General features: G+C 60.9%; 8 protein-coding genes, 7 pseudogenes and 1 riboswitch. Of the genes and pseudogenes, 10 read left to right on the plus strand and 5 right to left on the minus strand.

Annotated features, from left to right (window positions below; translation table 11 throughout):
- On the minus strand, window positions 1-199 hold a 199-nt coding region (locus EHH60_RS36420; RefSeq protein WP_148090224.1), incomplete at its 3' end, for a transposase.
- A 52-nt stretch (window positions 200-251) separates the two neighbouring features.
- Window positions 252-972 (minus strand): annotated as a pseudogene (locus EHH60_RS36430) (transposase); the annotation flags it as partial.
- Window positions 973-1024: 52 nt separating this feature from the next.
- Here EHH60_RS36430 and EHH60_RS36435 point away from each other — a divergent pair.
- Window positions 1025-1222 (plus strand): annotated as a pseudogene (locus EHH60_RS36435) (transposase); the annotation flags it as partial.
- A gap of 358 nt (window positions 1223-1580) precedes the next feature.
- A pseudogene (tnpC, locus tag EHH60_RS36440) lies at window positions 1581-2885 on the plus strand (IS66 family transposase); the annotation flags it as partial.
- A 153-nt stretch (window positions 2886-3038) separates the two neighbouring features.
- Here tnpC (EHH60_RS36440) and EHH60_RS36445 read toward each other — a convergent pair.
- Window positions 3039-3437 (minus strand): annotated as a pseudogene (locus EHH60_RS36445) (transposase); the annotation flags it as partial.
- A gap of 229 nt (window positions 3438-3666) precedes the next feature.
- Between EHH60_RS36445 and EHH60_RS36450 the strand changes: the two are divergent.
- The 6 genes and pseudogenes from EHH60_RS36450 to tnpC (EHH60_RS36480) all read left to right on the plus strand — a co-directional run bounded on the left by EHH60_RS36450 (window position 3667) and on the right by tnpC (EHH60_RS36480) (window position 10707).
- Window positions 3667-4017 carry a GNAT family N-acetyltransferase gene (locus EHH60_RS36450; protein ID WP_225115007.1) on the plus strand — a complete coding sequence of 117 codons (351 nt, stop codon included), beginning with the start codon at window positions 3667-3669 and terminating at the stop codon, window positions 4015-4017.
- 256 nt (window positions 4018-4273) lie between these two features.
- A pseudogene (locus EHH60_RS37870) lies at window positions 4274-4606 on the plus strand (transposase); the annotation flags it as partial.
- A 124-nt stretch (window positions 4607-4730) separates the two neighbouring features.
- Window positions 4731-4889: riboswitch (cobalamin riboswitch) on the plus strand.
- A 305-nt stretch (window positions 4890-5194) separates the two neighbouring features.
- Window positions 5195-6937: a ribonucleoside-diphosphate reductase subunit alpha gene (locus EHH60_RS36460; protein ID WP_245334299.1), complete on the plus strand. Its 1743-nt coding sequence runs from the start codon at window positions 5195-5197 to the stop codon at window positions 6935-6937.
- Window positions 6928-8001, plus strand: a complete 1074-nt coding sequence (locus EHH60_RS36465) for a ribonucleotide-diphosphate reductase subunit beta (RefSeq protein WP_199752515.1) — start codon at window positions 6928-6930, stop codon at window positions 7999-8001. The genes EHH60_RS36460 and EHH60_RS36465 overlap by 10 nt, the downstream gene beginning before the upstream one ends.
- A gap of 762 nt (window positions 8002-8763) precedes the next feature.
- The gene (gene tnpB / locus EHH60_RS36475) at window positions 8764-9201 is read left to right on the plus strand and encodes an IS66 family insertion sequence element accessory protein TnpB (RefSeq protein ID WP_124163955.1); all 438 of its coding nucleotides are present in this window, start codon (window positions 8764-8766) and stop codon (window positions 9199-9201) included.
- Window positions 9170-10707, plus strand: a pseudogene (gene tnpC, locus EHH60_RS36480) (IS66 family transposase). Before tnpB ends, tnpC (EHH60_RS36480) begins: the two are co-directional and overlap by 32 nt.
- Window positions 10708-11233: 526 nt before the next feature.
- On the opposite strand, the gene EHH60_RS36490 reads toward tnpC (EHH60_RS36480), so the two are convergent.
- Both EHH60_RS36490 and EHH60_RS36500 read right to left on the minus strand, forming a co-directional pair.
- Window positions 11234-11767 (minus strand): acetoacetate decarboxylase family protein, encoded by a 534-nt coding sequence (locus EHH60_RS36490; RefSeq protein WP_225115009.1) that lies wholly within the window; start codon window positions 11765-11767, stop codon window positions 11234-11236.
- Window positions 11768-12403: 636 nt separating this feature from the next.
- A complete protein-coding gene (locus EHH60_RS36500; protein ID WP_124163956.1) occupies window positions 12404-12790 on the minus strand; it encodes a hypothetical protein in 387 nt (128 codons plus the stop codon).
- Window positions 12791-13003: 213 nt separating this feature from the next.
- On the opposite strand from EHH60_RS36500, the gene EHH60_RS38990 reads away from it, so the two are divergent.
- The gene (locus EHH60_RS38990) at window positions 13004-13225 is read left to right on the plus strand and encodes a hypothetical protein (protein ID WP_370140868.1); all 222 of its coding nucleotides are present in this window, start codon (window positions 13004-13006) and stop codon (window positions 13223-13225) included.
- Window positions 13226-13609: 384 nt separating this feature from the next.
- A pseudogene (locus tag EHH60_RS36510) lies at window positions 13610-14338 on the plus strand (IS3 family transposase); the annotation flags it as partial.

The following is a 14338-nucleotide window of genomic DNA, read 5'->3' on the forward strand; positions in this document are numbered from 1 at the left end:
TCAGCCGTGTGTTCTCGTCCTCCAGGGTCTTCAGCCGCTTGGCCTCCGACACCTCCATTCCACCGAACTTCGCCTTCCATTTGTAGATGCTGGCGTCGCTGACGCCATGCTTGCGGCACAGATCGGCGACCGACACGCCGGCCTCATGCTCCTTCAAAATCCCGATGATCTGCTCTTCCGAAAAGCGGCTGCGCTTCATGCTCTGGTCCTTGTTGTGAGCCAGAACGAACTTCAAACTGGATTAAGCCCGGCAAGGTCTCCCCTTCGTTCGTTTGTCCAGTCGTGACTGCGACGTCCAGAATAACGCCGACCTTGTTATCGACGGCAGCGTGCTGCTTGTAAGCGGACTCCAGCCGCCGGTTTCGGGCATTGGTGGCCCATTGTCGCATCCAGATCGGTGGTGCAGATCTTCTTTTGCCGCTTTGCCGGCCCTTCCTCTCAGCCTCGCTTTCATCTTCGCTTTGATTCTCACTCAGCACATCCACCACATGCCTGCTCGGTGAGGCTGTCCCAACTCACGTTGGCGCGGATCAGCGACGCATCGATATGAACCACTTCGGCTTTGCGATCTTGGCCTTCAGACAGGCCTCGACAGTCCGTTTAAAGATCCTACGGAATCGCTCTTATTCCCAGCGCTGGCGGATGCGCGTCAGGCTGGAATGGTGCGGTAGCTACTCGTGCAGGCCATAACCAGCAAACCAGCGAATCGCGATGTTGACCTAAGCCTCCCGCATCAGCCTGCGATCGTGTACATGCCGGTGAGCAGAACCGCCAGCATCAGGCGTACCGCGCCTTCCGGATCCATGCCTGGCCGACCTTCGTTCGCGCAATAGCAGACGGAGACCTCTTTCTTAGCCAAGATAGGTCGAGCACACGATCGACCCGCGGCAGCACGTGCTCATCTGGGACGAGCTGTTTGAGCGAGCCAGTGATGAAGAGCTCCAACCGATCCCGCTCCTTGCGCCCCAGCATCTCGTTTGCTCCGCCGATCGCGAATCGCCGACGAAAACGGAATCAGCCAATTGCAGCTTTCCGACGACCCCGCGTGCACTTCATACGCAACGCGCTGGCGCATGCCGGCAAGAGCGGACGACGCGTCGCCTCCACGTTCATCGCCACTGCCTGCGCCCAGGACGATGCCGAGGCGGCGCGGGCGCAGTGGCGGCGCGTCGCCGACCAGCTCCGCCCCAAGCTGCCGAAGCTCGCCACCTTCCTCGACGAGTGGCCGATGCCGCCGAACGTGGTGACCACACGCCCTCAGCTACACCACGCCAGGGGAGTACGTCATGCCAAGCTGATGATTGCTTGTGGGTGCAAGTCCCATCCGGCCAAAGCCGAAGCAGGCAAGCCGGGACCGAGTCTTGCGGGCGTCGCGGCAACGCGGGGTTCGAAGTGTAGACAGGAGCCATGCGGGGTGCGGGAATGAGCCTCGAAAGGTGGATGTGCGCGGAGACCTGTGTTCCCTAGTCACGAAGGCAGCATGAGCATCGTCGTTATGCGAGACGATGCCGCTCCGTCGGGGTCGATGGCCGCATCACGCATGGAAGGCAATCATCGGAACATGAGAGGCCCGACCAGCTCCGGAAGGCCGGGCGGAGCGCGCACGCAAGCGCCGCAACAATCGCGGAGCGCTAGCGGCGCATCTGCCGCGGATCGAGGTCGTCGTCGACATCAACGACAAGACCTGTCCGTGCTGCAGGGGCGACCTGCACCAGATCGGCGAGGACAGGAGCGAGCGGCTGGACATGGTGCCGGCCCAGTTCCGCGTTGTCGTCACCCGGCGTCCCAAATACGCCAGTCGCGCTTGCGAGGATGGCGTCCTGCAGGCCGAGGCTCCGGCCCGGCTGATCGAGGGCGGACCGCCGACGGAGGCAACCGTCGCCCAGGTTCTGGTGTCCAAATATGCCGATCATCTGCCGCTCTACCGGCAGGCCCAGATCTATGCCCGACAGGGCATCGCTCTCGATCGATCGACACTGGCGGACTGGGTGGGGCATGCCGCCTTCCATCTGCGCCCGCTGCATGAGCGCCTTCTCACGGTGCTTCGCGCGAGGTCCAAGCTGTTCGCCGACGAGACGACGGTGCCGGTGCTCGATCCCGGTCGAGGGCGCACCAAGACCGGCCAGCTCTGGGCCCATGCCGCCGACGACAGGCCCTGGCGCGGCCCCGATCCGCCCGGCATCGCCTATGTCTATGCACCCGACCGCAAGGCCGAGCGGCTGTTCAGCCATCTTGCCGGCTTCAAGGGCGTCGTGCAGGTCGATGGCTACAACGCCTACCCAAAGCTTGCCGAACGTGGCGAGGTCGAGCTCGCCTTCTGCTGGGTGCACATGCGGCGCAACTTCTACGAACTCGCGAGAGCCGGCCCCGCGCCGATCGCAAGCGAGGCGCTGAAGCACATTGCAGCATTCTATGCGATCGAGAAGGAGATCCGCGGTCGCAGCGCGGAGGAACGTCGCCTCGTGCGGCAGCAGAAGAGCCGACCACTGGCCGATGCCTTCGAGGTATGGCTGCGCGCTAAGCTGGCTCTCATCAGCCAGAAGATCAAGCTCGCCGAGGCCATCCGCTACGCCCTCTCGCGCTGGCAAGGACTGACGCGCTTCATCGATGACGGCCGCATCGAACTCGACAACAACACCGTCGAACGATCAATCCGTAGCATCAAGCTCAGTCGCAAGAACGCGCTGTTTGCCGGATCCGACGGCGGTGCCGAACACTGGGCTGTCGTCGCGTCCCTGGTCGAGACTTGCAAGCTCAACGACCACGATCCGCTCGCGTATCTCACCGACGTCCTGACCAGGATCGTCAACGGGCATCCCAACCGCGAGATCGACCAGCTACTGCCCTGCGCCTACCGCGCTCAAGCCCTCCAAGCCGTGGCCTGAGAACGACGCTTACGGAAAGGGTGACGATTTCAATCGTCCATTGGCCCAGATCAGCAATGGCATCGAGCAACTTTGGACCACGATAGACACGATCGGCGAAGATGTGACGCAGGTTGGGAACAGGCGACCAATGATCCGCAACAGCGGGACTGCAAATCCGCTTGGGCCTCCACTTTCCGTGGTCTTCACGCTTTGACTGTCGATAACTCCGGCCGTTGGAGTGGGTTTGCGTCCTTGCCGTTCGCGCATGCGCCGGACCAGAGTGTCATTGATCGCGCCCCACAAGCCAGAACCGCGCCACTTATAAAAATGGTACTGAACAGTCGAGCACGGCGGGAAATCCTTCGGCAGCGCTCGCCATTGGTAGCCGCTGGCTCCAATGTAGAGAATCGCATTCATGATCACGCGCAGACTGATCTTGCGGGGACGACCGCGTCGAGATCGCGCTGGCATCAACGGCTCGATCAATTCCCATTCCGCGTCCGTCATGTCGCTTGCATAACCAAGTCCATCGCGCCGATATTGTGCGCGGGTGATTTCAGTCCAACACATGTTGTTCTCCCTCGGGTCTTCGCAAACACGAAGGAATCACAACGAACTAAATCACTCAACTTTCTTTTTTGGTCAGGCTCTATGGCACAGCTTACGTCGCGGGAGAGATTCGTGGCGCGGCCCTGTGGCTGCATCCCAACGGGCAGCAAGATGAGGAGGCGTTGGATGCAATCATGGTCTATCCCTGCGCCCGGAGATCACGGAGGATATGGCACACTTGCGGCGGAGAATGGCCGAACATCATCCCCACGAGCCACATTGGTATCTGCCACTCATTCCCGTCGGTCCGAACTGGGTCGGAAAAGGGCTTGGTACGTTGCTGACGAAATACGCCCTTCAACGATGCGATGAGGACGGCATTGCTGCCAACCTCGAAAGCTCGAACCCTGAAAACATTCCCTTTTACCAACGTCACGGCTTCAAGGTCGTTGGTGAGATACAACACGGTTCCTCGCCGCCGCTCACGCCAATGTTGCGAACGGCTTCATTCCGACACAGCAAAGCCACGCCGCCTTATCGGCTCCGTCACCCAGATTCAAGCATAGCTCCGCCTCATCCCGTTAGGATTGATTGGCAATAACCTGACATGACCGCGTTCGGTTGAGGACGGCTTATGTTCGAGGCCAGACAACTGAGCACGTGCGGCGGCTCGCCCGGCCTGCGAAGGGGTCAAATCCACTAAGCGTGGGACATTGCCACGGGCGGCTGCATCGATTGCGGTCGCGCTCCAGACAATTTTGATCTAAGGGCCACAGAAAGCGATGAATGGCGAGACGCGTATGGCAACCGAAACCCGATCCGGCCCAACTCAATTCGCGGATCGCGAACCGATCGATGCCAACATTCAGGATGTCCATGGTGCTGCTCCCCTGTTGCAGAATTTGCGAGGCCGCGGCTTGAGCACATCTTTGCCGATCGGATCTATCGCGGCAAACAGCTCGTCAAGCACTCTCCCACTGGGGGCCGTGGACGATCGAGATCGTCGAGCGACCGCCCCGCGTCCAAGGCTTCCACTCCCGCCCAGGCGCAGGGCCGTCGAGCGCACCTTTGCACGGCTCGGCAGATGTCCGCGCCTCTGCAAAGACTTCGAAGGTTCCGCCCCCGCCGAGCTCGCTTGGCTGCTCGTCGGCCATCTCAGGCTCCTAACTCGCCGATTGGCCAGTCCTTGAGACGCTATGCTTTTTGAGTGAGGCCCTTCAGGACAGGCGCTCGGCGAATTTCGAACCTCGACCTCGGGGCTGCACCAACTCGTTAACTTTACGGTTCCGTCTTGACGAGTCCCGTAGCTGCGCATATATGTGGTGCCGTCACGGTATTCTATACCCATATATTGTAGAATGGAAGCTAGAAGGGAACCCAATGCGTCGGCAGCGGCCATTGCGATAGCGCCGGGAAGGCCGACAGCCGCAGCGACCCGCTAGCCAGGAGATCTGCCGCGACAGAACACATGTCCTCGGGCCGGGTGCCCCGGTGGATCGCTTGCTGCAGGGGACATTTGCCCGGTCTCCTCGCAAATCGTCCGCACGGTCCCGGCCCCAAATATCGCGGGGGTGCCGGTGTCGCCGTCTTACAACTTCGATCAGTATGGTCATCTCATTGAGCTGCCGAGTGTGCGGCAACCCCGGGCGCAGGCAAAGCCTACCAAGCCTGAGCCGTGTCTTGTGCGGCCCCCAGCATCGCCGGCTCCCCTGCCGAAGCCCCTGGCGCCATCGCCCACGCCGTCTGACATCACCCTCGATTGGTCGCGGGACGACCTGGTGACGTCGTTCGGTAAGTTGACGCTGACCGACCGTTATCTGCTTCCCGGCGAAGGCATCCAGGACATGTTCGCCCGAGTGTCTTGCGCCTTCGCGGACGATGTTGCGCATGCCCAACGTCTATATGATGCGATGTCTCGGCTGTGGTTCATGCCGGCCACACCGGTGCTCTCCAATGGCGGCACCACGCGCGGCCTTCCGATCTCGTGCTTCCTTAACTCAGTGCCGGACTCGCTCGAAGGCATCGTCGGCACCTGGAACGAGAACGTCTGGCTTGCTTCCAACGGCGGCGGCATCGGCACCTACTGGGGCAATGTTCGCTCGATCGGCGAGGAGGCGAGGGGCGGCGTGACCTCGGGCATCATCCCGTTCATCCACGTCATGGACGGCCTCACCCTGGCGATCAGCCAGGGCTCGTTGCGGCGCGGCTCGGCGGCGGTCTATCTCGATATCCACCATCCCGAGATCGAGGAGTTCCTCGAGATCCGCAAGGCGTCTGGCGACTTCAACCGCAAGAGCCTCAACCTGCATCACGGCATCAACGTCACCGACGAGTTCATGCGTGCCGTAGGTGCCGGCACCGCAGTCGCTCTGCGCAGCCCGAACACTAACAAGGTTGTCCGCGAGATCGATGCCCGCCAGCTGTGGCAACGCATCCTTGAGAACCGGCTGCAAACCGGCGAGCCTTATCTCTTGTTCATCGACACCGTGAACCGCGCGCTCCCCAAGCACCAGCGCGAGCTAGGCCTCAAGGTCTCGACCTCCAACCTGTGCAGCGAGATTACCCTGCCGACCGGCATCGATCATCGCGGCGAGGAGCGCACAGCGGTGTGCTGCCTGTCGTCGCTCAACCTCGAGACCTGGGACCAGTGGAATAAGGAGCCCGGCTTCATCGAGGACGTCATGTGCTTCCTAGACAACGTGCTCACCCATTTCATCACGGTGGCGCCGGACGGAATGAAGCGTGCCCGCTACGCCGCCCTGCGCGAGCGCTCCGTTGGCCTCGGCGTCATGGGCTTCCACTCGTTTCTCCAGGCCAAGGGCATTCCAATGGAGGGTGCCGTGGCCAAGTCATTCAATCTGAACATCTTCCGAAAACTTCGTCGCGATGCCGATGCGGCATCCGTGGCGCTCGCTCGCGAGCGTGGCCCGTGCCCGGATGCCCTGGAACGCGGCGTGATGGCGCGCTTCAGCCACAAGATCGCGATTGCGCCGACCGCCTCGATCAGCATCATCTGCGGCGGCACCAGCGCCTGCACCGAGCCGATTCCGGCCAACATCTACATCCACAAGACGCTATCCGGCGCCATCTCGGTGCGCAATCCGCACCTCGCCAAGGTGCTGGCCGCGAAAGGCGCCGACACCTCGGCGACCTGGCAGTCGATCATCGCGCACGAGGGGTCGGTCGCCCATCTCGACGTCCTGTCGGAGCACGAGAAAGCGATCTTTCGCACCGCCTTCGAGATCGACCAGCGCTGGATCGTCGAGCTTGCCGCCGACCGCGCCGCGTTGATTTGCCAGAGCCAGTCGATCAACCTCTATCTGCCGGCCGACGTCGATAAGTGGGACCTCCACATGCTGCACTGGACAGCGTGGAAGCGTGGGGTGAAGAGCCTCTACTACTGTCGATCAAAGTCGATCTCGCGCGCGGCGTTCGCCGGCAAGATTGCCGAGGATGCAACGCCGACGCAGCAGCGGGGGCGGCAGCGCACCGACTATGAGGAGTGCCTCGCATGTCAGTGATCGATCTGTCGCGCCTCGATCCGCGCACGTTGATCGGCAAGGGGCGCGTCGGGCTCCTTGACACGACCGGCAGCTATGACGTCGATCGCTATGCCTGGGCTTACGAGTTCTGGAAGCGCCAGCAGCAGACCCACTGGATGGGCGAGGAGGTGCCGCTCGGCACCGACCTCAGGGACTGGGCGTCGGATCGCGTCACGGCCAGCGAGCGTGCGCTGCTTACCCAGATTTTCCGCTTTTTCACTCAATCGGACATCGAAGTCGGCGACAACTATTTCAAGCGGTACATTCCGATCTTCCAGCCACTCACCGTCCAGATGATGATGGCCGCTTTCACTAACATGGAGACGGTTCATATCGATGCCTATGCCCTGCTGCTCAAGACGCTCGGTATGCCCAAGACCGAGTTCGAGGCATTCCGCGGCTATGCGCAGATGCGCGCCAAGGCGGACTACATGCATGAGTTCGGCGTCGACAGCGTGGCGGATGTCGCCCGCACCCTGGCGATGTTCGGCGCCTTCACCGAAGGCATGGCCTTGTTCGCCAGCTTCGCCATGCTGCTGAACTTCCCACGCCACAACAAGATGAACGGCATGGGACAGATCGTAAGCTGGTCAGTGCGCGACGAGAGTCTCCACTGCGAGGGCATCATCAAGCTATTTCACGAATGGCACCGCGAAACCGGCGCGGTGACGCGCTCCGTCCGCGACGACATTGTCGACGTCGCCAAGACCATGGTGAAGCTGGAGGAGAACTTCGTCGAGCTCGCCTTCGGCCTTGGCAAGATCGAGGGCATGCTGCCCGAGCATATCCACGCCTACGTCCGCTACGTCGCCGACTGGCGACTGGCCCAACTCCGGATTGCCCCGGTCTTCGGCTTCTTCGAGGCCAAGGAGGGCGGGTTCACCCAGCTCAAGGCGCATCCGCTGCCGTGGCTCGTCGAGATTCTCAATGGCGTCGAGCACGCCAATTTCTTCGAGCAGCGCGCCACGGAGTACTCCAAGGCGGCGAGCCGCGGCAGCTGGGACGGCGAAGACGGGGTGTGGGCGACTTTCGGCCGTATCTAGCCCATCTTATTCATGCTAGCGTTGGCCTTGAGCGCCTGCCGACGCGGGTGCGCGCATGTCACGCAATGCTAACGGCGCAGACGCTGTTTTCTGCACTAATCCCAATTCTCCGGTGCCACGATCGCCAAGAGACTACATGCAGCGTGCGGTATGAAGGCATGACTTCATGGGACCTGTTGGTGTTGACTTTGCAATAGAGAGCCCATTTTGAACGCGTGCCGCCCGATACCCGAAGAACAAAAGCAGCGTCACATGACTGACCGATCCGAGTGCTGGGCTACAGGAGCAAACGCTATGCCAAACCAGCCAGCTTGCCGGCCACCCTTCTCGACGTTTCGGTCCCGCGCTGCGATTCAGCGCTTTACCAAGGACCGTGTCGTACCGGCCTGGCATTTGCAGAGCAAAGAACGCCTCCGGTTTGATGTAATCGTCCGCGTTCCATATGATTGAAGCTGTCGCCGAGCGTCTTGAGGGGGCGCCGCGACAGCTTCGCCGGCGCTGGTCGGACGAGTTCACGCGCAAGTTGTGGCAGAGGCGCAGGAGCCTGGCGCGAGTGTATCGGGGATCGCCCATCTCTTCGTCTGGCGTCGCGATGCTCGGGCGAACGAACCTACCTTCGCGGCCTTCGAGTCGCGAAGTCGCGGTGGCGTGCATGTCAGAGGCAGTGATCGAGATTGCCTCCATTGGCGAGGTGATCGTGCGCGCCGGCGTGGACGCCGACGAGGCGCAGCTGCAGCGGGTGATCCGGGCGGTCCGTTCGGCATGATCCCCTCCGGCGTGAAGGTGTTCCTGGCCAGCCATCCAGTTGACTTCCGCAAGGGTACCGATGGCCTTGTTGCGCTGGTGCGCGATGCCGGCTCAGATCCGTTCGACGGGGCGCTTTATGTGTTCCGGGCGAAAAGGGCTGACCGAATCAAGATCGTATGGTGGCATAGCTCTGGCGTGTGCCTCTATTTGAAACGCCTTGAAAAAGCGAAGTTCTGCTGGCCGCGGAATCGGGCATCATCGGATACAGATGAATCCGCGCAGTTGATGGCCCTGGTGGACGGGATGGATGGGGAAGCGGGTCCGGGCTGTGGCGGTCACGCCGGCGGTAAGCGCTGCGACGAAGTGAATCAACGCCTGAAAGGACGAGAGAACCGGAGCAATAGGTGCTCTGGTCGGGGCAATGCCCCCGCCCGATCTCGACCTCCCGAATGACGTAGAGATGCTAAAGGCCATGGTGCTTGCCATGGCCAAAAAAGCGGCGCCTGCGATGCAATGGAGAGCGAGATCGACGATCTCAAGGCGCGCAACGCCGATGCGCGCATCGCGCGGCTGACGCAGATCCTAAAGGCCTTTGACCGCCCCCGGTTCGACCGACGATCGGAAAAGCTCGGCTCGGCGAGTATCGATGACGAACAGCAGGCTTTTGCCTTCGAGGAGATCGAGACCGGCATTGCTGCGATCAGGACACAGGTCAATAAGGGCCGCGAGCGGGGCGGGTGGCAAACGCGCACCTCGTCGGCGCAAGGGCTTTGCATCGCATCTGGAACGGATCGGGGTTGTCATCGAGCCGGAAGCGTTAGCTGAGCATGCCGGCAAGCAGAAGGTGCTCATCGGCGAGGACGTGTCGAAGCGTCTGGATGTGGAGCCGGCGAAGTTCCCCGTGATCGTCACACGCCGTCCCAAGTATGCCTTCAAGAACGAGGACAGCGTGATCCAGGCGCCGGGCCCAGATCGCCGTCTCCAGTACGTCGATGGCCAACCGCTCTACCGGCAGGAAGCCATCTATGCCCGCGATCAGGTCGAACTTGACAGCCAGCTGGTGGCGCAATGGATGGGCAAGCTCGGCTTCAAGCTGGAGATCGTGGCCGACTACATCTTCAGCGAGGTAAAAAAGGCCGGACGGATCTGTGCCGACGAGACCACCTTGCCGACGCTCGCTCCGGCTCCGGATCGACGAAGACGACCTGCTTATGGGGCTATGCCCGAGATGATGGAACCTTTGCTGGCAGCGCCCCCCGATCGTGGCGTATCGCTTCGAAGACAGCCGCTCCGGCGAACGTGCGGCCCGGCATCTCAATGGTTATCGCGGCATCCCTGCAGGCTGGTGGATACGCCGCCTATACCAAGTTGGCGCGACCCGATCGCGGAATGATCGGCATCACCTTGGCCGGCTGCTGGTCACACAGCAGGCCCCAAGTTCTATGAGCTGCATGCTGCAGGAAGCTCGAAAGTGGCAACGACGACAGTCGAACGGATGGCAAAGCTCTGGCAGGTTGAGAAGACCGTGCGCGGCCAAAGCCCCGACGCACGCGTTGCCGCGCGCCAGCAAGCCTCCGGGGCGGTCGTCGCAGGTCTCTTCGATCTCTGGCAGCACACCTTGCGGCGGATCTCCGGGAAATCAAAGCTGGCCGAGGCAATCCGCTATGCCGTCTCACGTGGCTCCCTCTTCGAACGCTTCCTCACCGACGGCCACATTGAGCTGGACTCCAACATCGTCGAGCGCGCCATCACGCCACAGACAATTACAAGAAAAATAGCCTCTTCGCGGGCAGCGACGGCGGCGGACAACCTGGGGGACCATCGCAACACTGCTGCATAGGGCGAGAATGAACAACGTCGATCCGTTCGCTTGGCTCGTCCTAAACACTTCACCGTATCACCAATGGCTGGCCGAGTAGCGAAATCGACGCGCTCATGCCATGGAACCATGCCGCGTGACGGCCGCAGCTTGCCGCTTACACCCCGACGGCTGCAATTGAACATTGAACTTGCATCGAAGCATATCACACATTTCTACAGCTAGAAGAAGGTTGGACTGTCACGAAGGCTTGGCCGGCATGTGCGAGCCGATCCGCGCCCAGCAATCGGCCGAGCGACGGAGGCGATGGGCTTGTCGCTTCACGATGGCGCGCCAGTCAGACCTGCGCAGATGCGTGGGCAAAAGCCTTGCGATGGGACATTCGCCGGAGCAGATCGCCGGCGGCTGGTGCTGAAGCATGGTCGCGCCATCATCAGCCATGAGTCAATCTATCGTTTCATCTAACGTCGGACGGCCCAGAACGATTACTGGTACCCCTGCTGCCACGTCACAAGAAAATACGAGGGCACCCCCGGCAGAGACCTGGATAAAACTTAGGGCAAGGTCACCAGGACTTCTAACTGGATAAGTTGAGGCAAACTCATTCCTCATTCTGTTAGCCTGAATTGATCTCCCGACAAGACACCGATGGCCTGGAGTCTAGAGTCATACTCCTCGCACGTGCCGAGCAGAGTATCCGCGACTGACAAATTGTGCACGGGATCGATGAGTGGGGGGTCGTAAGTTAGGGAAACCGGGCCAGTAGAAAGTACTTCGTCGCCCCGTTCGGTCTCGTCGGAACCTTTGGTCCGTACACCATTTCACGAGTTGCGTTGCGGCTCCCTTTCCGGACTCTGTTAAGGGGGGCAGATGGGGAACCGAATAGAAGTTCGTCCGGGTAGAATACATCTGTCCCGCACCGGAGCGTTGATTTGGTTGAGCATGGATGGTTAGCAGACGCTTGCCAGCCGGACGTTCGAGCGTGCCCTGAATTAGACCGTCTTCCCATGTCATTCTGATGTGCCAGCTTTTTGGAGAGCCAAGGACCTCCCGCCCCGAAGCGAGCGCTGCATCATGCGTTGTCACATAGATGTAGGGAATGTAGTAGCCGGTCTGCCCGCCAAGATCGCGAACTTGGATTCCTGAGTAGTGCTCTAAATACGGTCCGACTGTGCTTAAGCCATAGCACGCTATGCCCACCGCACCGCACCCGACGGGCCGATCACCGGCTCGCCTTCAGAGCCTGGACGATCGACGCAATCATCGTCGGGTCCGCACCACGGCCGGCCCGGATCGTGATGCCCTCAACTTCGATCTCGATGACTATCCCCCCTGGCTTGCAGCGTACCGCTTTGCGCTCACGCGCCCAAGAGCTGGCGCCGGCACTACGGCATCCACCACCGCCGGCACAAACTGTACTTCTTTTGCTTCGGAATGACCGCCCGGTGCTTCTCGCAACTGACGGCGCCTGCCAAACAACTGCTGCGGCGACAATCCAAGCCGTCGCAGACCGAGTCGCCACTCGCTGCGATCTCCGCAAAACTCCGAGCCTTGTCCTCGTCGCTCCACTTCCGCCGAAGGCCCGCTCCGGTTGAAGATCTCGAGGCGCCGCACCGGCTCCGTGATAGCAGTATGCACTGTGTCCATTCTAAGCCTAACGGTCCAAAACGAACCGCAGGCTCGCAGATCACCCCGTCATTCGGTAGATGGCCCCTGAACGGCCCCTTACGGCCGCTCGATGCGCCCTGGAGTTATGGTCGGAGCCTTTTTTTGACGCAAAGCCTGTTTAGAGCTACAAAAGGTTTTTAGGTGCGGGTCTACAAGCAAACGGCTGATCTATGGTCCTTCGATTCGGGCATACGTTTCGATGATGTGGTTGGCAGTAAGCGAGTAGTCTTGCGTTCTGGCCCCAGCAATAGCCAACAGACGACGGCATGAAGGAAGTGTTAAGCGAGAGCTAATATTAAACCGCGGGTACATCCCTCGAATTCGTGGGTGCAATTCGGCTGCAACGCGTACATCAGACGATGCAACGAACCTACCGCCCCAAATTTCAATGATCTCCTTTAAAGGGTGTCCCGCTCTCAACTTCTTCTTTGTTGTTATTTGCGCGTCCAGCCATTGATAGGCAATCCGGACGCTATCATCATCCTCGTGGAGACAATTGTCATCTTGATAGTTGACGCGAGTTTTTGCGTTGGCAATTTCAGCTGCTGTGAGCATGTTGAAAGCTCCTCTGATACGACTTTCTGTACGGCCGCGAAGCGTCCTTGCGAATTTAGCCTCCGCACTGGTCCGTGAGTTACTATCATGTCTGGTAGTTGGAGCGCTTACTCGCCAATTCCATTCACCTACTTCTGACGTTCTCGCTCACGGCGCTTGATCGATCCGATTCCCGGGATTGGTCTCATAACGGCCCCGGCTCTCGCCGCGACCGTGCCGGACGCGACCATCTTCCGCTCCGCGCGGGAGTTCGCGGCCTGGCTTGGCCGGAGGCCTAAGCGGAATTCCACCGCCGGGAACGGACGGGCTAGATCGGATTACGAAACAGGGCGATTCCTATCTCAGGTACTTGCTAGACATCGGAACACGCAAGGTCGTTCGGTATCCAAAGGGCTGGTCCTGGGCCGGACGTGGCTGTATCGAAGCCCTGCTTGAACGGCAGCGGCCCATGGTCCTTGCCATCGCGTTGCCATCAAGTTGGCCACGGATGGTGTGAGGGCAAATGACAGCATGATGGACACCGGCGGAGCTGGACATCGAGCAAGCCCGAAGAGCTTTAGGCGCAACAAGCGCGACCCGTTGATGAGACCTCGATCCGCGATCTCCATCCAGGGCCAGCGGCCATCGCATCGGTCGCACTAACACGCTATATCCATGCACGCACCCGGCCAGTATCCAAAGTGCTGCTGAAATCCCTTGCATCAGCGGGGCTGCCTATACCTAAAGCTCTCGATGAAAGCGTTCTGCAAGGGCTTTGACCTTGCCCCCGGGGCTTAATCCAGTTTGAAGTTCGTTCTGGCCCACAACGAGGACCAGAGCATGAAGCGTAGCGGCTTTACGGAAGAGCAGATTATCGGGATCTTGAAGGAGCACGAGGCCGGGGTGTCGGTCGCCGATCTATGCCGCAAGCACGGCGTGAGCGACGCCAGCATCTACAAATGGAAGGCCAAGTACGGCGGGATGGACGTCTCCGAGGCCAAGCGGCTGAGGACGCTGGAGGACGAGAACACGAAGCTGAAGCGGCTCCTGGCTGACGCCATGCTGGACAATGCGGCGTTGAAGGACCTTTTGGGAAAGAAGTGGTGACGCCCGCGGCCAAGCGGAAGGCTGTCGCGCATCTCGTGGATGCCCACGGGATGAGCGAACGGCGGGCGTGTAAAGCCATAGGCTGCTGCCGCATGACCATGAGATATCGGACGACCCGAGCGGATGATGCCGGCGTTCGCCAGCGCATGAAGGCGATCGCCCAGGAGCGCCGCCGCTTCGGCTATCGGCGCCTGCATGTTCTGCTCAAGCGGGAGGGCTTTGCGATCAACCACAAGAAGCTATTCCGGCTGTACCGGGAAGAGAAGTTGGTGGTGCGCCGCCGTGGCGGCCGCAAGCGGGCGATCGGGACCCGGGCGCTGATGACGGTGCCGATGGCACCGAACGACCGCTGGTCACTGGACTTCGTCTCCGATCAGCTCACGGATGGCCGCCGCTTCCGCATCTTGACCGTGGTCGATGACTGTACCCGCGAGTGCTTGGCGCTGGTGGCCGATACCTCGC

Source organism: Bradyrhizobium sp. RP6, assembly GCF_003837805.1.
Classification (GTDB): Bacteria; Pseudomonadota; Alphaproteobacteria; order Rhizobiales; family Xanthobacteraceae; genus Bradyrhizobium.